At 61.6% G+C, this 18471-nt stretch carries 18 protein-coding genes and 4 tRNA genes; 12 read left to right on the top strand and 10 right to left on the bottom strand.

The genetic code is table 11. From position 1 onward, the window contains the following. Positions 1-63: 63 nt before the first annotated feature. Positions 64-1503 (bottom strand): alanine/glycine:cation symporter family protein, encoded by a 1440-nt coding sequence (locus tag BN1132_RS12960; RefSeq protein WP_042078088.1) that lies wholly within the window; start codon positions 1501-1503, stop codon positions 64-66. Positions 1504-2246: 743 nt separating this feature from the next. On the opposite strand from BN1132_RS12960, the gene tal reads away from it, so the two are divergent. Then, positions 2247-3197, top strand: a complete 951-nt coding sequence (gene tal / locus BN1132_RS12955; protein ID WP_042078130.1) for a transaldolase — start codon at positions 2247-2249, stop codon at positions 3195-3197. 181 nt (positions 3198-3378) lie between these two features. Then, a complete protein-coding gene (locus BN1132_RS12950; protein WP_010673858.1) occupies positions 3379-3558 on the top strand; it encodes a DUF3545 family protein in 180 nt (59 codons plus the stop codon). Positions 3559-3647: 89 nt separating this feature from the next. Here the strand turns inward: BN1132_RS12950 and BN1132_RS12945 are convergent, their stop codons facing one another. Both BN1132_RS12945 and ung read right to left on the bottom strand, forming a co-directional pair. Then, positions 3648-4190 carry a hemerythrin domain-containing protein gene (locus tag BN1132_RS12945; RefSeq protein WP_042078086.1) on the bottom strand — a complete coding sequence of 181 codons (543 nt, stop codon included), beginning with the start codon at positions 4188-4190 and terminating at the stop codon, positions 3648-3650. A 138-nt stretch (positions 4191-4328) separates the two neighbouring features. Beyond that, positions 4329-5015: a uracil-DNA glycosylase gene (ung, locus tag BN1132_RS12940; protein WP_042078084.1), complete on the bottom strand. Its 687-nt coding sequence runs from the start codon at positions 5013-5015 to the stop codon at positions 4329-4331. A 623-nt stretch (positions 5016-5638) separates the two neighbouring features. On the opposite strand from ung, the gene grcA reads away from it, so the two are divergent. After that, on the top strand, positions 5639-6019 hold the full coding sequence (grcA, locus tag BN1132_RS12935; RefSeq protein ID WP_042078078.1) for an autonomous glycyl radical cofactor GrcA: 381 nt from the start codon (positions 5639-5641) through the stop codon (positions 6017-6019). An 82-nt stretch (positions 6020-6101) separates the two neighbouring features. On the opposite strand, the gene BN1132_RS12930 is transcribed toward grcA, so the two are convergent. The 7 genes from BN1132_RS12930 to hemA all read right to left on the bottom strand — a co-directional run bounded on the left by BN1132_RS12930 (position 6102) and on the right by hemA (position 13103). Continuing rightward, on the bottom strand, positions 6102-7385 hold the full coding sequence (locus tag BN1132_RS12930; RefSeq protein ID WP_042078077.1) for a dicarboxylate/amino acid:cation symporter: 1284 nt from the start codon (positions 7383-7385) through the stop codon (positions 6102-6104). A 286-nt stretch (positions 7386-7671) separates the two neighbouring features. After that, positions 7672-8526, bottom strand: coding sequence for a 3-deoxy-8-phosphooctulonate synthase (kdsA, locus tag BN1132_RS12925; RefSeq protein WP_042078074.1), 855 nt, complete (start codon positions 8524-8526; stop codon positions 7672-7674). A 105-nt stretch (positions 8527-8631) separates the two neighbouring features. Further along, complete coding sequence (locus BN1132_RS12920) at positions 8632-9432, bottom strand: SirB1 family protein (RefSeq protein ID WP_010673852.1); 801 nt, start codon at positions 9430-9432, stop codon at positions 8632-8634. A gap of 11 nt (positions 9433-9443) precedes the next feature. Continuing rightward, positions 9444-9827, bottom strand: coding sequence for a SirB2 family protein (locus BN1132_RS12915; RefSeq protein WP_042078071.1), 384 nt, complete (start codon positions 9825-9827; stop codon positions 9444-9446). Between the two features lie 43 nt (positions 9828-9870). Beyond that, complete coding sequence (prmC, locus tag BN1132_RS12910) at positions 9871-10704, bottom strand: peptide chain release factor N(5)-glutamine methyltransferase (protein WP_042078069.1); 834 nt, start codon at positions 10702-10704, stop codon at positions 9871-9873. Beyond that, positions 10704-11792, bottom strand: coding sequence for a peptide chain release factor 1 (prfA, locus tag BN1132_RS12905; RefSeq protein WP_042078067.1), 1089 nt, complete (start codon positions 11790-11792; stop codon positions 10704-10706). The genes prmC and prfA overlap by 1 nt, the downstream gene beginning before the upstream one ends. A 51-nt stretch (positions 11793-11843) precedes the next feature. Further along, positions 11844-13103: a glutamyl-tRNA reductase gene (gene hemA / locus BN1132_RS12900; protein ID WP_042078066.1), complete on the bottom strand. Its 1260-nt coding sequence runs from the start codon at positions 13101-13103 to the stop codon at positions 11844-11846. A 125-nt stretch (positions 13104-13228) separates the two neighbouring features. Between hemA and lolB the strand changes: the two genes are divergently transcribed. From lolB to BN1132_RS12855, 9 genes are all read left to right on the top strand, one after another. Further along, entirely contained in the window at positions 13229-13807 is a 579-nt protein-coding gene (gene lolB / locus BN1132_RS12895; protein ID WP_042078064.1) for a lipoprotein insertase outer membrane protein LolB, read from the top strand. A 20-nt stretch (positions 13808-13827) separates the two neighbouring features. Next, a complete protein-coding gene (gene ispE, locus BN1132_RS19215) occupies positions 13828-14706 on the top strand; it encodes a 4-(cytidine 5'-diphospho)-2-C-methyl-D-erythritol kinase (protein WP_052447024.1) in 879 nt (292 codons plus the stop codon). Further along, positions 14686-14760, top strand: a tRNA-Gln gene (locus BN1132_RS12885). The genes ispE and BN1132_RS12885 overlap by 21 nt, the downstream gene beginning before the upstream one ends. Before the next feature lie 183 nt (positions 14761-14943). Continuing rightward, positions 14944-15891: a ribose-phosphate pyrophosphokinase gene (locus BN1132_RS12880; RefSeq protein WP_010673845.1), complete on the top strand. Its 948-nt coding sequence runs from the start codon at positions 14944-14946 to the stop codon at positions 15889-15891. Between the two features lie 258 nt (positions 15892-16149). After that, positions 16150-16746 (top strand): aminoacyl-tRNA hydrolase, encoded by a 597-nt coding sequence (gene pth, locus BN1132_RS12875; protein ID WP_042078061.1) that lies wholly within the window; start codon positions 16150-16152, stop codon positions 16744-16746. A gap of 92 nt (positions 16747-16838) precedes the next feature. Continuing rightward, positions 16839-17930 (top strand): redox-regulated ATPase YchF, encoded by a 1092-nt coding sequence (gene ychF / locus BN1132_RS12870; RefSeq protein ID WP_042078059.1) that lies wholly within the window; start codon positions 16839-16841, stop codon positions 17928-17930. A gap of 235 nt (positions 17931-18165) precedes the next feature. Beyond that, positions 18166-18242 (top strand) — tRNA-Met (locus tag BN1132_RS12865). Positions 18243-18250: 8 nt separating this feature from the next. Then, positions 18251-18325: transfer RNA gene (locus BN1132_RS12860), tRNA-Gln, on the top strand. A gap of 45 nt (positions 18326-18370) precedes the next feature. Beyond that, a tRNA-Gln gene (locus BN1132_RS12855) sits at positions 18371-18445 on the top strand. The last annotated feature ends 26 nt before the right edge of the window (positions 18446-18471 follow it).

Below are 18471 nucleotides of genomic sequence, written 5' to 3'. Positions count from 1 at the left end.
GGCATAAAAAAGAGGGAGCCACTGGCTCCCTCTTGCTATCAAACAACTGCAATCACGCAATCATCATGCCTGTTTGCTTCTGCCCGGGTTGTCCCAGATCCCCTCTTCCAGCTGACTGCGCAGCTCGGGGTATCTGTTGGCATCGAAGGTCGGCACGCGGCCCAGCTTGAGCTGGTCGTTGTAGTCCTTGGCCAGCTTGATGGCGACGCCGGAGAGCAGCAGGATGGCGATGAGGTTGACGATGGCCATCAGACCCATAGAGACATCCGCCATGGCCCAGACGGTCGGCAGCTCGCCCACGGAACCGAACATCACCATGCCCAGCACGAACAGCCTGAACAGCATCAGGCCGCCCTTGTGGTTGTGCTCGAGGAAGACCAGGTTGGTCTCGGCATAGGAGTAGTTCGCGACTATGGAGGTGAAGGCGAAGAAGAAGATGGCCGCCGCGATGAAGATGTTGCCACCGCCGCCGATCTGGGAAGAGAGCGCCCGCTGGGTCAGCTCCACCCCTGTGATGCCGGAGCCCGGCTCAAACTGGCCGGACATCAGTATGATGGCGGCGGTACAGGTACAGATGACGATTGTGTCGAGGAAGACCCCCAGCATCTGCACATAGCCCTGGGAGGCCGGGTGCGGCGGATAGGGGGTGGCGGTGGCGGCGGCATTGGGGGCAGATCCCATGCCCGCCTCGTTGGAGAAGAGGCCGCGCTTGATGCCGTTGATCATCGCCTGGGAGATGGCGTAACCCATGGCGCCGGAGCCCGCCTGCTCGATGCCGAAGGCAGACTTGATGATCAGCGCCAGCACGCCGGGCAGCTCGCCGATGTTCATGACCACCACGAACAGCGCCATCAGGATGTAGGCCAGCGCCATGAAGGGCACGACCAGCTCGGCGAAACGGGCGATACCGCGAATGCCGCCGAAGATGATGAGGCCGGAGAGCACCACCAGGGCCAGACCGCTCACCCAGTCAGGAATGCCGAACGCCACGTTCATCGCCAGGCTGATAGAGTTGGCCTGCACCGCGTTGAACACCAGGCCGAACGCCAGCAGCAGACAGAGGGAGAAGACCACCCCCATCCAGCGCATGCCGAGGCCGCGCTCCATATAGTAGGCGGGACCGCCCCGGTAGTTGCCGTCCTCGTCCTTGACCTTGTAGAGCTGGGCCAAGGTGCTCTCGACGAAGGCGGTGGACATGCCGATGAAGGCGATCAGCCACATCCAGAATACGGCGCCAGGGCCCCCCAGATAAATGGCGACGGCCACACCGGCCAGGTTGCCCGTGCCCACGCGGGCGGCCAGGCTGGTACAGAGCGCCTGGAAGGAAGAGATGCCGGCACTGTCGGATTTGCGGCTGTTGCGCAAGACCGAGAACATGTGGCCGAAGTGGCGGATCTGGATAAACCCCAGACGGAAAGTAAAGAAGAGTCCGACCCCGATCAGCAGGTAAATGAGCACGGCTCCCCACATCAGGTCGTTAATCATTGCAATCAAGGTGTCCATAATTCTCTCGTTGTTATCACATCCATGGCCAGTCTGCGCTGACCGCTCTCTGTCAATTTCCGAATTAGCATTGCGCCGAAGGGGCGGAATCTAGCATAGCGAGGGAGTTCAGAATAGTGATAAGGCTCACTGGAAAGACAAAAAACGAGCGATTTGGTGCAAAAAAGCTTCATTTAGCACGCAAAAAATCAACAAAAATTGATTCCCCCTCCCGAGGCCCCAAGATTAGAGCCAAGAGAGAACCTTTTTGCAATTAGCCCCATGGAGGTAGGAGAGGGGAAATGACGCTCCCAGGAGAGGCAAGCGTTTGCCTTCGGGAGGGGGCAGACGGGGGGTTGAAACGCAAAACGTTTTACACGTAATTAAATTTCAAGTAGCTGACAATGATATTTATGTGACGCACCTCTCAGATTTACCAATAAGCCAAAAAAACTGCGCCTGCTCACGCCTTGACCCGTTGCCGGGAAATCAATAAAAGTCGTTTCTTATCAAATACTTTTCTTCAGGCATCGGTAGCGTTTTCACCACCTGGCTGATTCCCATACAAGGGCCCCTATTGCAGGAAGCGCCGCATCCGTATTAATTAGGCAGGCAATGGTGATGGGTCGCCCCCATCGTGCCTTTCTGAGCCTGAGCCGCCGGGATTTTGTAATTTTATTTCAGAACTGTCGTCTCACGCCCGCCACCCCCGAGCCTGCGCCCTCACCGAGAGAGTGCGCCCTCATAAAGAGATGATATTTGCCATGGCCGATAAATTAACCCAGCTGAAAGCCCTGACCACGGTAGTTGCCGATACCGGCGATATCGAAGCCATCAAGCGCTACCAGCCCATCGATGCCACCACCAACCCCTCCCTGGTGTTGAAGGCATCCGAGATCCCCGAATACGCGGCGCTGATCGAAGACGCCATCAACTGGGCCAAATCCCAGAGCCAGGACAAGGCACAGCAAATCATCGACGCGGGCGACAAGCTGGCGGTCAACATCGGCCTGGAAGTGCTGAAAATCGTCCCGGGTCGCATCTCCACCGAAGTGGACGCCCGCCTCTCCTTCGACACCGCCGCCAGCATCGCCAAGGCCCGCAAGCTGATCCGTCTCTACAACGAAGCGGGCATCAGCAACGACCGCATCCTGATCAAGCTGGCCTCCACCTGGGAGGGCATCCGTGCCGCCGAGGTGCTGGAGAAAGAGGGCATCCAGTGCAACCTGACCCTGCTGTTCTCCTTCGCCCAGGCCCGTGCCTGTGCCGAAGCCGGCGCCTTCCTGATCTCCCCCTTCGTGGGCCGCATCCTCGACTGGTACAAGGCCAAGCACAACCGTGACTACACCGCCAGCGAAGATCCGGGCGTGGTCTCCGTCACCACCATCTACGACTACTACAAGCAGCACGACTACCCGACCGTGGTGATGGGTGCCAGCTTCCGCAACACCGGCGAGATCCTGGAGCTGGCCGGCTGCGACCGCCTGACCATAGGCCCCGCATTGCTGGAAGAGCTGAGCAAGGCCGAAGGCACCGTGGTCCGCAAGCTGGACTACACCGGCGAGCGCAAGCCCAAGCCGACCCCGATGACCGAAGCCGAATTCCGCTGGGAACTGAACCAGGACGCCATGGCCGTCGAGAAGCTGGGGGAAGGCATCCGCCTGTTCGCCGTCGACCAGGGCAAGCTGGAAACCATGCTGGCCAGCCGCCTGTAACAGGTGCTTGCCGGCCACCTTCGGCAGGCAGGTCTTGAGCCGATAAAACCGGGCTCCCGCAAGGGCAGCCCGGTTTTTTTATCCCCCTTTTCGATTGTCACAACTTCGTCATAAAAACGTTTTATTTTCAAAGGCGTCGTGTTATACGGGTGGTGAAAACCATAAAACCAAGGAGGGAGCCATGGACATGTTCAACTTCGATTTTGACGAGGTCGTTGAGCTGGGTTCACGTAGCCGCGGGACAACGGGAAAAAAACGCAAATGGCGTGAGATCGAGGCGCTTAAAGACAAGCACCGCCTGCAAAAGGAGCTGCAGGCCATCGACATCGCCTATGAGGGCTCGGACGACCTGGAACTGTGACAACCCCCGTCCGTGCCGCACTCGCACGAGTGGACACATAAAAACAGCGCCCCGGTCAAACCGGGGCGCTGTTTTTATGTGTGGCGGCATCAGGAGGGCAACGAAAGCTGCTTGGCCAGCGCCCTGAAGTGCTGGCTCACCTCGGCGCCGAACAGGGGATCATTGATGGCCCGGTTCTGCCAGAGCTGCTCCAGGTGGCGCCAGTCATCCTCGGTCAGGGAGTCGCGCAGGTGGGGGAAGATCACCCCTTCCTCATAATTCATGTGGGCTTCCTGCTGGGCGATGAACTCCTCCAGCCTGGCGGTGAACTGATCCAGCGGGATCACCGCATCCATCAGGATCATCTCCACCATCTCCTTGAGCTCGGTCCCCGCATCCAGCAGGCGCGCATGCTCCTCGTGCAGCCGGTTCGCCACCTCCCCCTCCACCACCCTGTACTTCAGGTAGTAGTCGTAAATCATGTCCTCCTTCGGGTGGTGGTACTTGTCGGACACCTCCCGGAGGTAGTCCACCACGTCCCTAAGCAGGAAATAGCTCACTGGCTGTTCATTGCGAATGGCTGCCAGCTTCTGCTTGAGCAGCGTCAGCAGCCTGGCGATGTTGAGGTGGTCCTTATGCAGACTGGATAACATGGGCACTCCTTGCACTGAATTGAGAAAGACGCTGTCTCGAGTATACGGTCATTTATCACGCGAACTTTGCACTCAATCAAGTCGGATGCAGACAACACCCCTCCGGCATGGCTCCCCGGTCTGGCGGCACCAGGACCATCAGGCCGGCACGGACGGCGCCTTGCAGACCGAGAGCCAGTCGATGGGGCTCATCCCCTGCTGGCTGAGCAGGCGGTTGGCCTCGGAGAAGTGGCCGCAGCCGATGAAGCCGCGATGGGCGGACAGCGGGCTGGGATGGGGAGCGCTCAGCACATGGTGGCGCGACCTGTCGATGAAGCGGCCCTTCTTCTGGGCGTGGGCCCCCCACAGCAGGAAGACCACCCCCTCGCGACTGGCGTTGATCTGCTCGATGACCCTGTCGGTGAAGGTCTCCCAGCCGAGATGGGCGTGGGAGTGGGCCATGCCCGCCTGTACCGTCAACACCGTATTGAGCAGCAACACCCCCTGCCTGGCCCAGGACTCCAGAAAACCGTGATCCGGTGTGACAAAACCGGGCAGATCCCGCTGCATCTCCTTGTAGATGTTCACCAGGGAGGGGGGCGTGCGCACCCCGGGCAGCACCGAGAAGCAGAGGCCGTGGGCCTGATCCGGGCCGTGATAGGGATCCTGGCCCAGGATCACCACCTTGACCTCGTCCAGCTCGGTCAGCTTGAAGGCGTTGAAGACCTCGGTCGCCGGAGGATAGATCACCTTGCCCGCTTCCCGCTCGGCCCTGACGGTCGCCAGGGTCGCCTTGAAGTACTCCTGCTCTTTCTCCGAACCAATCACATCTTTCCAGGTCAGCACGCCCGTCTCCTCTCTCTGCAAATCCACATCGACAACCCAGGCTGGTGCACCAGCCTCCCCTGCTCCGACGCCACCTTTCTGTCCAGGCCGGCGCCGCTTCACCCCGGTCAACGAAGCAAGGGGCTCAGGATAGGGGTCCGGGCGACAAGACGCAACCGCAGCCCGGTCAGCAGAGCCCGGGAAGGGGGCCGGCCCGCCCCCCGCTGGACTATCCCCAGTGATGGCCACCTGGAGGGGCTGTGCCCGGCCCCGGGGCCGGAACCAGCATCCGCACCGGCCAGCACACACCTCAGGCCAGCTCCTCGACGGGAAATAACGGTCAAAGATGTAGTTAAATTACTAGATATAATCATTGAAAAATGCATAATTCATATATCTTACAAAATCAGAAAAATGATCTCTTTTTGATTAATCTCAATGAATTAATACCTTTCCTTTCGCGAAAAACGCGATTTTATTGATATGGATCAATTTTCGTATTATTACCATCATGGTATATATGACCCCAACGAAGTAAAGGTGTAAGGCAAGGCCCCGTTAAATCATTCCTCCCGCGAGGTGGTTTAAAAACATCAGGGTAATGTGCTTACCGTTGAATCCGCTTTCCTATGAGGAGTCATACCATGATCAAGGGCATCCAAATCACCCAGTCCGCCAACGCCGCACTGCTGAACTCTTTCTGGCTGCTGGACGAAGAGAAGCAACAGGCTCGCTGCATCTGTGCCAAGGGCGACAGCTTCGCCGCCGACCAGGAAGTAGCCCTGTCTGATCTGGGTCAGTTCGAATACCGTGAGCTGCCGGTCCAGAGCGAACCCATGGTGGAGGGGGGTCAGCACCTGAACGTCAACGTGCTGCGCCGCGAAACCCTGGAAGACGCCATCGCCAACCCGGAGAAGTACCCGCAGCTGACCATCCGCGTCTCCGGCTACGCCGTGCGCTTCAACGCCCTGACCCCGGAGCAGCAGCGTGACGTGGTGACCCGTACCTTCACCCAGAGCCTGTAAGTCACTCTGCGTAACGAAATGATGAAAAAACGGCCCGCTCGGGCCGTTTTTTTATGGGTAACCGTCACGCTCAAGGAGCTGTTCAGCCCCGCAGATCCACCGGCTTGGCCACCACGGGTTTCGCCAGAGCCTCCTGCATCTTCTCCTCATCGAGCTGTTCGCAGTAGCGGGCCACCACCAGAGTCGCAACACCGTTGCCGATAAGGTTGGTCAGGGCGCGGGCCTCCGACATGAAGCGATCTATCCCGAGGATCAGCGCCAGCCCGGCCAGCGGCAGATGTCCCACCGCCGAGATGGTCGCCGCCAGCACGATGAAGCCGCTGCCCGTGACCCCGGCCGCCCCCTTGGAGGAGATGAGCAGCACCACCAGCAGAGTGAGCTGATGGAACAAGTCCAGCGGGGTGTTGGTCGCCTGGGCGATGAAGACGGCGGCCATGGTCAGGTAGATGGAGGTGCCGTCCAGGTTGAAGGAGTAACCGGTCGGGATCACCAGGCCCACCACCGACTTCTTGCAGCCGAGCGCCTCCATCTTCACCAGCATGCGCGGCAATACGGATTCCGATGAGGAAGTGCCGAGCACGATCAGCAGCTCTTCCCGGATGTAGGAAATAAAACGCACTATGCTGAAGCCATTTGCCTTGGCGATACTGCCAAGCACCAGGAAAATAAACAGCAGACAGGTCAGATAAAAGCTGGCGATCAATTGCCCGAGCTGCACCAGGGACCCAATGCCATATTTTCCTATGGTAAACGCCATGGCACCAAATGCCCCGACCGGTGCCAATTTCATGATCATGTTGATGATCCCGAAAATAACCTGGGAGAAGCCGTCGATGATATTGAAAATAGCCTTGCCCTTCTCACCGATATGATGCAGGGAAAAACCGAACAGCACCGCGAACAGCAGCACCTGGAGAATATTGCCGCTGGCAAAGGCGCCGATCACGCTGGCCGGGATCACGTCCAGCAGGAAGGCGACGATGCCCTGTGACTGGGCCTGCTCCGCATAGGCGGAGATGGCGCTGGCATCCAGCGAGGAGGGGTCCACGTTCATGCCGACCCCGGGTTGCAGCAGGTTGACCACGCACAGGCCGATGATCAGCGCCAGGGTGCTCACCACCTCGAAATAGATGAGCGCGATGGCCCCCGTCTTGCCGACTGCCTTCATGCTCTCCATGCCGGCGATCCCCGTCACCACGGTACAGAAAATAACGGGGGCAATGATCATCTTGATCAATTTCACGAAACCATCGCCGAGGGGTTTCATATCGGCGCCCAGGCTCGGATAGAAGTGCCCCAGCAATATTCCGATGGTGATGGCCAATATCACCTGAAAGTAGAGGCTGCTGACTATTTTCTTGTGCATGCTCAACGTCCTGTTAATTAATTGACACGGGCGATGGCAAAAAACGCGTGCAGGGATCCGCGGCGAGACAGTTCACACCTCTCACCCGGTTCATGCCATTTCGCCATTCCGACGGCGGCACTTTCACACGTTATAAGAATCAATTTAGCGACATCAATCACACAACATATTTAACATCATTAACACCACAGCAACCTTGCCGTAATGACCATGAAGGGGCGCCATGTGAAGACGGAAGAAATAAAAATGCCCCGCAGAGCGGGGCATTTTTCAACCTAAGCCTGGATCAGACCGAGGTATCGAGGGGCTCGAAGCCCTTGACCAGATCGTCGATGGCCTTCATCTGCTTGAGGAAGCCTTCCAGCTTCTCCAGCGGCAGGGCGCTCGGACCGTCGCAGCGGGCGACCTTGGGATCCGGGTGGGATTCGATGAACAGGCCCGCCAGGCCCACCGCCATGCCGGCACGGGCCAGCTCGGCCACCTGCTCGCGGCGACCACCGGAGGCGGCGCCCAGGGGGTCACGGCACTGCAGGGAGTGGGTCACGTCGAAGATGACGGGGTAGCCACCCGTGCTCTTCTTCATGACGCCCAGACCCAGCATGTCCACCACCAGGTTGTCATAACCGAAGTTGACACCGCGTTCGCACAGGATCAGGCGATCGTTGCCGCACTCCTCGAACTTGTCGGTGATGTTCTTCATCTGGCTCGGGCTCAGGAACTGCGGCTTCTTGATGTTGATGACGTTGCCGGTGCGGGCCATGGCCTCCACCAGATCGGTCTGGCGCGCCAGGAAGGCGGGCAGTTGGATGACGTCAACCACCTCGGCGACCGGCTTGGCCTGATGGGGCTCGTGCAGATCGGAGATGACCGGCATGCCGAAGGTCGCCTTGAGCTCCTCGAAGATCTTCATCCCCTCTTCCAGACCCGGACCCCGGTAGGAGTGGATGGAGGAGCGGTTGGCCTTGTCCCAGCTCGCCTTGAACACGAATGGTATGCCCAGCTTGCTGGTCACTTCCACGTACTTCTCGCACACCGCCATCGCCATGTCGCGGGATTCCAGCACGTTCATGCCGCCGAACAGCACGAAGGGCTTGTCGTTGGCGACGTCGATCTGGTTGATCTTGATATTCTTCTGTTCCATCTCAGGCTTCCTTAGGTAAAAGGGCTCGGGGCTTGAATCCACATCCGGCCGCTGTGCCCTGGGCACGGCGGCCTCGATATTCTTCCGCTTGATTTCCCAGCCCCCTCAATGGAGTGGCTTGGGGCTCAGATCCAGACTGGCCAGCTGGGTTTTCAGCACGTCGGCCACGGGATCGTCGGGGCATTGTTCAATAAAGTACTCGAAATCGTCGGCGGCGAAGCGTGGGCAATCGAGCTGCTCGTAGATGAAGCCCCGATCCCGCGTCTCCAGCGGATCGCCGGGTTTCATGCGCAGCAGCAGCTCGCTGCAGCGCAGCGCCTCCGTCATCCGCTCCTCCCGCAGCAGGGCCCCCTTGCTGACGTTGAGCAACCGCTCGATGATCTCCCACTGCCCCGATGGCTGCAGGTGGTCGTCGCTCAGGCTCGCCAGGTTGCCGAGGGCGCCGCGCAGCAGCAGCTCGATGCGGTGCCGGCTCAGCTCGTCCCCGTTGAAGGGGTCCACATAGACCTCCCCTTCCAGGCCGGCGAAGCTCAGCAGGAAGTGGCCGGGGAAACAGATCCCCTCCACATCCAGCCCTATCTTGCGACCCAGTTGGATGATGAGGATGCCAAGGCTCACCGGGATCCCCTTGCGCCTTGCCAGCACCTGGTTCAGGTCGCAGTTGGCCGCCGAGAAGTAATCCTGCCAGTCGCCGCGAAACCCTAAGGTCTGGTAGAACCCCTGCAACAGCTGGCGGCGCACCTCGTCGCAGTCCCCCTCGGCAATCGCCTCGTCCAGCCAGGCGTCGAGGCGGGCCAGCTCGGCCTCCCCGCTCCCACCCTGTCCCCGGATCTCGTCGCTCACCGACAGCGCCAGCTCGGCGATGTCATGGGCTTCGAAATCGGTCCATTCGTCCACGCGTATCATCGTCGTCATCCCTAACCGAACAGGCTGGCCTGCTTTTGTACCGCCAGCTTGGCGATAAAGAAGATCCACCCCAGGGCGCCCAGGAAGGCAAACCAGCGGATGCCGTTGCTGCGGGCCAGGCGCAGCGCCATCAAGGCCAGAAACATCACCACCAGCACCGCGGTCAGCTTCTCGCTGAGCCAGGGAATGGCGTTGTTGAGGGGGTTGAGGTCCAGCACCATGCAGAGCAGCACGCCGGTGAGCACCACCAGGCCGTTGAGCCAGCCGCTCACCCTGAGGGTGCGGGCGCCCCCTGCCAGGGCGGAGCCGGTCTGCAACCAGTAAAAGCGCAGGATAAACATCAGCACGGCCCCGGCTATCAGGGCGAGGTGCAGATGTTTGAGCACAACATACATAACATTTCCTTGCACGGGGGCGGGAAGAGCCCGCCCGTCATCGTCAACGAGCCAGCCGCCCCAGGGTCACTCGCTCGTTATCACCGTAATCGCGCACGGTTTCCACCTGGTCGTAGCCTTGCTGCAACAGGAGTTGACGCACCAATGCCCCCTGCTCCCAGCCGTGCTCCAGCAGGAGCCAGCCACCGGGAACCAGGTGGGCAGGTGCGCCTGCCACGATGAGGCGGATGTCCGCCATCCCCTGCTCGTCCGCCACCAGGGCGGAGCGGGGTTCGAAGCGCACGTCCCCCTCGTCGAGATGAGGATCCGCCCCGTCGATGTAGGGCGGGTTGGAGACGATCATCGCAAAGCGCGGGGCACCCGAGAGCGGCTCGAACCAGCTGCCGTCCCGCACCGTGACGGGCAGCCCCAGGGCGGCGCTGTTGGCGCGGGCCAGGGCGGCCGCCTCCGGCATCCGGTCCACGGCCCATACATCGGCATCCGGTCGCTCGGACTTGAGCGCGAGCGCGATGGCGCCGGTCCCTGTGCCGAGATCCAGCAGGGCGCAGGGGCCAGCCGGCAGGCGCGCCAGCGCCTGCTCCACCAGCACCTCGGTATCGGGACGCGGGATCAGGGTGGCCGGGCTCACTTTCAGCGGCAGGGACCAGAACTCCCGCTCGCCGATGAGGTGGGCGATGGGTTCGCCCTGGAGGCGGCGCTCCAGCCAGCCCGCCAGGGTCGCCTGCTGGGCGGCATCGAGCTCGCGCTCCGGCCAGGTCATCAGGTAGCCGCGTCGGCAATCCAGCAGATGGCAGAGCAGGGCATCGGCGTCGGCGCGGGGGGATTCCCCGGAGGCCAGGGTCGCCATGATATGGGCACGGGCCTGCTGGATCTGCATCAGTTGCTCTCGGCCAGGGAGGCGAGCTGATCCGCCTGATACTCCTGCACCAGGGGGGTGATCACGCAGTCCAGATCCCCCTCCAGGATCTCGCCCAGGCGATAGAGGGTGAGGTTGATGCGGTGCTCGGAGAGGCGTCCCTGGGGGTAGTTGTAGGTGCGGATGCGCTCGGAGCGATCGCCGGAGCCCACCAGGTTGCGGCGGGTGCTCTGCTCGGCGGCGCGGTGGCGCTCGTCCTCGGCCGCCTGCAGCCGGGCCGAGAGCACCGACATCGCCTTGGCGCGGTTCTTGTGCTGGGAGCGCTCGTCCTGGCACTCCACCACCAGGCCGGTGGGCAGGTGGGTGATGCGGATGGCGGAGTCGGTCTTGTTGACGTGCTGGCCGCCGGCCCCGGAGGCGCGGAAGGTGTCGATCTTCAGCTCCGAGGGGTTGATCTCGATCTGCTCGGCCTCCGGCACTTCCGGCAGCACGGCGACGGTGCAGGCGGAGGTGTGCACCCGGCCCTGGGACTCGGTCTCCGGCACCCGCTGCACCCGGTGACCGCCGGATTCGAACTTGAGGCGGCCGTAGACGTGCTCGCCGTCCACCTTGGCGATCACCTCCTTGTAGCCGCCGTGCTCGCCGTCGTTGCAGCTGACGATGGAGACGCGCCAGCCCTGGCGCTCGGCGTAGCGGGAATACATGCGGAACAGATCCCCCGCGAAGATGGCCGCCTCGTCGCCACCGGCGCCGGCGCGGATCTCCAGATAGCAGTTGTTGTCATCCTTGGGATCCCGCGGCAGCAGCATCACCTGCAGCGCCTGCTCCTGCTCCTCAAAGGCCGCCTTGGCGAGCGGCAGCTCCTCCTGCGCCATCTCGCGCAGGTCGGCATCCTCCTCCTCCAGCATCAGCCGGGTGGTTTCGAGGTTCTCTTCGGCCTGACGGAAGTGCTGGAAGGCGTGGACTATGTCTTCCAGCTGGGCATATTCCCGGGTCAGGGCACGGTATCTGTCCTGATCCGAGGCCACCCCGGGCTCGCCGAGCAGGGCCTGTACTTCTTCGTGGCGCTCGATGAGGCCTTCCAGCTTTCTGATCAATGACGGGTTCATGACTCTTGGATTCTCGATGGAGGACGGGACGGCCAAGGGGCCGCCCCAACACTATGATTCTTGTGACAATCCCAGCACCTGACGCAGCTGGGCCAGCTTGTGGGCATCCCCCTGGGCGGCGGCCTGGCGCAGGGCCTGGGTCGGTGCGTGGATCAACTTGTTGGTGAGGCGGTGCGCCATGGCCCTGAGGGCCTGCTCGGCATTCTCGCCCTGTTGCAGGGCCAGCAGGGCGCGCTGCAGCTCTTCATCGGCCACCTGCTGGGACTGGTGACGGTAATCGCGGATGAGATCCACCGAGTGCTGGCTGCGATACCAGCCCATGAAGTCGTCGCGCTCTTCCTGGACGATGAGCTCCGCCTCGGCGGCCGCCCGCTTGCGGGTCTCGAGGTTCTGCTCGATGATGCCCTGCAGGTCGTCCACCGTGTAGAGGTAGGCGTCGGAGAGCTCGTCCACCTCGGCCTCGATGTCCCGCGGCACGGCGATGTCCACCAGGAACATGGGCCTGAAGCGGCGGGCCTTCAGCGCCCGCTCCACCATGCCCTTGCCGAGGATGGGAAGGGGGCTGGCGGTGGAGCTGATGACGATGTCCGCCTCGTGCAGGTAGTCCGGGATCTCCTCCAGGGTCATCACCTGGGCACCGAACTCCTCGGCCAGCAGCTGGGCCCGCTGCAGGGTGCGGTTCGCCACCATCATGCGGGTGACGTTCTGCTCGCGCAGGTGACGGGCCACCAGTTCGATGGTCTCGCCGGCCCCTATCAGCAGCACCTTGGTCTGGGAGAGATCGGAGAAGATGCGCCGGGCCAGGCTCACGGCGGCGAAGGCCACCGACACGGCGCTGGCGCCGATCTCGGTGTCGGTACGTACCCGCTTGGCCACCGAGAAGGATTTCTGGAACAACCGCTCCAGGGACCCCTTCACCGCCTCCGCCTGCTGGGCGTGGGCGTAGGACTGCTTGATCTGCCCCAGGATCTGCGGCTCCCCGAGCACCAGGGAGTCGAGGCCGCAGGCGACCCGCATCAGGTGGCGTACCGCCTCCTCGTCCCAGTGCTGGTAGATGGCGGAGACCACCTCGGCCGCATCCAGCTCGTGAAACCGCTGCAACCAGTGCAGCACCTGCTCCCCCTGCCCCTGCTCCAGGCTGCAATAGAGCTCGGTGCGATTGCAGGTGGAGACGATCACCGCCTCGCTGACACCGGGCTGCTCCACCAGCTCACGCAGGGCGCGATCGATGCGGTCCGGGCCAAAGGCGACCCGCTCCCGCAAGGCGACACTGGCGGTGTTGTGGTTGATTCCGAGGGCAAGCAGACTCATGGGTGGGTGATGATCGTTTCATGCACTGGGTGTAAAGGCCGACAATTGTACGAGAAAGGGTAAGTCTTTAAAAGCGATACGGCCGCCCCGTATACTGTGGCAAACCTTTTGTTCGGAGCTCGACCTTGTTCTTGCGTATCTTCTCCCTCGCCTGCCTGCTGGTGCTGGCGGGCTGTACCACCACCCAACCCCAGCGGGATCAGGTCAACTGGCAACAGGAGCGCGCCCGCCTCGAGCGCCTCACCCACTGGCAGCTGTCGGGCAAGATGGCCATAATCACCGCCCGGCAGAAGGGCAGCGCCCGCCTCAACTGGCAGCAGAACGGCGACGACTACCGCCTCAACCTCACCAGCCTGATCGGCACCCATATCCTGGAGCTCTCCCGCACCGGAGGCGAGGTGACCCTGCTCGACAACGACGGCAGGCTGCACCAGAGCCAGGATGCCGAGGCGCTCGTCTACCAGCTCACCGGCTGGCACATTCCGGTGGCCGGGCTGCCGGAGTGGATCAAGGGGCTGCCGGGCAACGCCGAGTTCGAGCTCAATCCCGACGCCAGCCTCGCCAGTGTGCGCGATGGCCAGTGGCAGATCCTCTACGGCGATTACCGGGACCAGGACGGCTACCGCCTGCCGCACCTGCTGACCATGACGGGCCAGGAGAGCCGCCTCAAGCTGCAGATCAACCAGTGGACGCTGGCACAGTGATGGCGCAGGAGCACAGCACCATGATGAAGCCTGGCCAGATCCGCTGGCCCGCCCCGGCCAAGCTCAACCTCTTCCTGCACGTCAACGGCCGCCGCCCCGACGGCTATCACGAGCTGCAGACCCTGTTCATCTTCCTCAGCCACGGGGACTGGCTGGAGTTCGAGGTGATCCCGGGCAGCGACCAGCTCACCCTGAGCCCCGCCATTCCCGGTGTGCCCGATGAACAGAACCTCATCATCCGCGCCGCCCGCCTGCTGCAAACCAGGCTGCCGAGCCCCCAGGGGGCCCATATCCGGCTGGAGAAGGTGCTGCCCATGGGCGGCGGCATCGGCGGGGGCTCGTCCGATGCCGCCACCACGCTCGTGGCCCTGAACCATCTCTGGCAGGCGGGCCTCGGCGAGGATGAGCTGGCGCAGCTCGGCGTGCGGCTCGGCGCCGACGTGCCGGTGTTCGTGCGCGGCCGGGCCGCGTTTGCAGAAGGAGTGGGCGAGCGACTGCAACCGGTCGAGGTGCCCGCGGCCTGGTATCTGGTGCTCAAGCCCGACTGCCATGTGGCAACGGCGGCCGTGTTCCAGGATCCGGAACTGCCTCGCGACACCCCCAAGATGACCCTGGGCAATCTGCTGGAAGGGGAGTGGAAAAACGATTGCGAATTGCTGGTGAAAAAGCGCCACCCCGAGGTTGCCAATGCGCTCGGCTGGTTGCTAGAATACGCGCCGTCAAGAATGACGGGCACTGGCGCCTGCGTCTTTGCTCAATTTGAAGACGAAATGGCTGCTCGGAAGGTGTTGGCCAAAGTGCCGGAAGGCTGGGATGGGTTTGTCGCCAAGGGCGAGAACATATCACCACTCTTCGCCACTTTGCAACAAGTCAGTGATTGGGGTATCGCCAAGCGGTAAGGCAGCGGGTTTTGATCTCGCCATTCCTAGGTTCGAATCCTAGTACCCCAGCCAAGCTGGCATGATGACGCATCAAGGGTGGACGCCCCCTGTCCCCCCACCCAGCCAGGGTGATGCGACGCCATTTTCCCTGTGCTGAGACCTTGTCCGTCATCTTGCTAAATCGTTTGCCCCCAAACGATCCGGGTCTGAACTCAGACTCCCCACATACTGGATGCAACCCCGAGGTTTCAAACCGTGCCTGACATGAAGCTGTTTGCTGGTAACGCAACGCCGGAACTAGCCCAGAAGATCGCAGATCGCCTGTTTATCAAACTCGGCAATGCTGCCGTAGGTCGCTTTAGCGACGGCGAGATCAGCGTACAGATCAACGAGAATGTACGCGGTGGCGATATCTTCATCATTCAATCCACCTGTGCCCCGACCAACGACAATTTGATGGAATTGATCGTCATGGTGGATGCACTGCGTCGTGCTTCAGCTGGCCGTATCACTGCCGTTATCCCCTACTTTGGTTATGCCCGTCAGGACCGCCGCGTCCGCTCCGCCCGTGTGCCCATCACCGCCAAGGTCGTCGCCGACTTCCTCTCCAGCGTGGGTGTGGACCGTGTACTGACCGTTGACCTGCATGCCGAGCAGATCCAGGGCTTCTTCGACGTCCCCGTCGACAACGTGTTCGGCAGCCCTGTGCTGCTGGAAGACATGAAGGCCAAGAACCTCGAATCCCCCGTGGTCGTTTCGCCGGACATCGGCGGTGTGGTCCGTGCCCGTGCCATCGCCAAGCTGCTGGACGACACCGACATCGCCATCATCGACAAGCGTCGTCCCCGCCCGAACGTCTCCCAGGTCATGCACCTGATCGGCGACGTGGCCGGCCGTGACTGCGTCATCGTCGACGACATGATCGACACCGGCGGCACCCTGTGCAAGGCGGCCGAGGCGCTGAAAGAGCGCGGTGCCAAGCGCGTGTTTGCCTATGCAACCCACCCGGTCTTCTCCGGCACCGCCGTGGAAAACATCAAGAACTCGGTCATCGACGAGCTGATCATCACCGACTCCATCCCGCTCACCCCGGAAATGAAGGCCGTCGGCAAGGTCAAGCAGCTGACCCTCTCCTCCGTGCTGGCCGAAGCCATCCGCCGTATCAGCAACGAAGAGTCCATCTCTGCCATGTTCGAGCATTGATAGATCCCGTTGTCACAAAAACCGCCGCACGGCGGTTTTTGTTTTTCTGTTTCCGCTCGATCCCGCCCTGGTGTGCCGATGAGGGCGGCTGGCGCGGCAGACAAGGGCCGGGCGATGCCCGTTCTGGCCGCCAGGCACGGCCGTTATCCTCCCTGCTGCCGCACTTTGGTTGAGTGTTCGCCAGTCGGCGGCTAGAATATTGCGTCCCATTGCCCAGGGCCATCCGCTCATGGCAAGTAGCGAGTGAAGACATCAAGCGTGACAAGTCAAATCAAACTGATTGTCGGGCTCGGTAATCCCGGCCCCGAATATGCCAAGACCCGCCACAACGCGGGGGCCTGGTATGTGGAGCAACTGGCCCGCTGGCACAATGTCAGCCTGCGCGAAGAGCCCAAGTTCTTCGGCCATACCGCCCGCATCCTGGTGGACGGACAGGATGTGCGGCTGCTCATCCCGAACACCTACATGAACCTCTCCGGCAAGGCGGTGGCGACGCTGGCGCGCTTCTACCAGATAGCCCCGGAAGAGATCCTGGTGGCCCACGACGAGCTGGACCTGCCCCCCGGCATCGCCAAGTTCAAGCAGGGTGGCGGCCACGGCGGCCACAACGGCCTCAAGGACATCATCGCCAGGATGGGCAACAACAATAACTTCTTCCGCCTGCGTCTCGGGATAGGTCATCCCGGCGCCAAGGAGCTGGTGGCCGGCTTCGTGCTGACCAAGGCCCCCAGCAGCGAACAGAGCCTGATCGAGGCCGCGCTGGACGAGTCCCTGCGCGCCACCGACATCCTGTTCAAGCAGGACATGACCAAGGCCATGCATCGCCTGCACAGCTTCAAGGCCGAGAAGGTTTGAACACGGAGCCTTGGCAAGATGCCAGGCGCGAACAATATGACGAGGTCGCCCGCGTGGCCTCCCACAGCATCCATCACGTAAGGTAACTATCCATGGGTTTTAAATGCGGTATCGTGGGCCTGCCCAATGTAGGCAAATCCACCCTGTTCAATGCGCTGACCAAGGCCGGCATCGAAGCCGCCAACTTCCCGTTCTGCACCATTGAGCCGAACACGGGTGTGGTCCCCATGCCGGATCCCCGCCTCGACCAGCTGGCGGCCATCATCAACCCGCAGCGGGTCGTGCCGACCACCATGGAGTTCGTGGACATCGCCGGCCTGGTGGCCGGTGCCTCCAAGGGCGAGGGCCTGGGCAACCAGTTCCTGGCCAACATCCGCGAGACCGAGGCCATCGGTCACGTGGTGCGCTGCTTCGAGGACGAGAACATCGTCCACGTGGCGGGCAAGGTCTCCCCGGCCGACGACATCGAGGTGATCAACACCGAGCTGGCCCTCTCCGACCTGGACGCCTGCGAGCGCGCCATCAACCGCCAGTCCAAGCGTGCCAAGGGCGGTGACAAGGACGCCAAGCTGGAAGTGGAAGTGCTGGAGAAGATCAAGGTGGCGCTGGAAAACGGCCAGATGATCCGCGGCATGAAGCTGGACAAGGAGGAGCTGGACGCCGTCAGCCACCTCAACTTCCTGACCCTCAAGCCCACCATGTACATCGCCAACGTGGCGGAAGACGGCTTCGAGAACAACCCCTACCTGGATCAGGTCCGTGAGATCGCCGCCGCCGAGAACGCCGTCGTGGTCGTGGTCTGCTGCGCCATCGAGGCGGACATCGCCGAGCTGGACGACGAGGATCGCGCCGAGTTCATGGCGGATCTGGGCATCGAGGAGCCGGGCCTGAACCGGGTGATCCGCTCCGGTTACGAGCTGCTCAAGCTGCAGACCTACTTCACCGCCGGGGTGAAGGAAGTGCGCGCCTGGACCATTCCGGTCGGTGCCACCGCCCCGCAGGCCGCGGGCAAGATCCACACCGACTTCGAAAAAGGCTTTATTCGCGCCCAGACCATCGCCTTCGACGACTTTATCACCTACAAGGGTGAGCAAGGCGCCAAGGAAGCGGGCAAGATGCGCGCCGAAGGGAAAGACTACATCGTCAAAGACGGCGACATCATGAACTTCCTGTTCAACGTCTAACCCCATGAGAGGCCAGCATTTGCTGGCCTCTTTTCTATCCGGCCGGACAGGCCATCTGCTGGCAAATGTCGCAAAAAAAACCAGATTGTTGGGCTTTTGCACGACAGCGACCAATAACTCGCCAAACGCACCCAAATTCGTTTTTTCAAACAAAAAAAGGGTTGACGCCCCAGAGCCAGATACGCATAATTCCGGCCGCACAGTGACGAGGCAACGACTCACTGGAAGCACGGTTGGCTATGTAGCTCAGTTGGTTAGAGCATCGCACTCATAATGCGGGGGTCACAGGTTCGAATCCCGTCATAGCCACCATCTCAAGTTGGGGTATCGCCAAGCGGTAAGGCAGCGGGTTTTGATCTCGCCATCCCTAGGTTCGAATCCTAGTACCCCAGCCATTTTCAAGGTTCTTTGCCTGTCATATGACGGTCGAGGAGCGCTGTTGGGGCATCGCCAAGCGGTAAGGCAGCGGGTTTTGATCTCGCCATACCTAGGTTCGAATCCTAGTGCCCCAGCCATTTTTGCATGATGTTTGACAGTCTCT

Source organism: Aeromonas sanarellii, from assembly GCF_000820085.1.
GTDB lineage: Bacteria > Pseudomonadota > Gammaproteobacteria > Enterobacterales > Aeromonadaceae > Aeromonas > Aeromonas sanarellii.
This window is presented reverse-complemented; position numbering and strand designations above follow the sequence as displayed.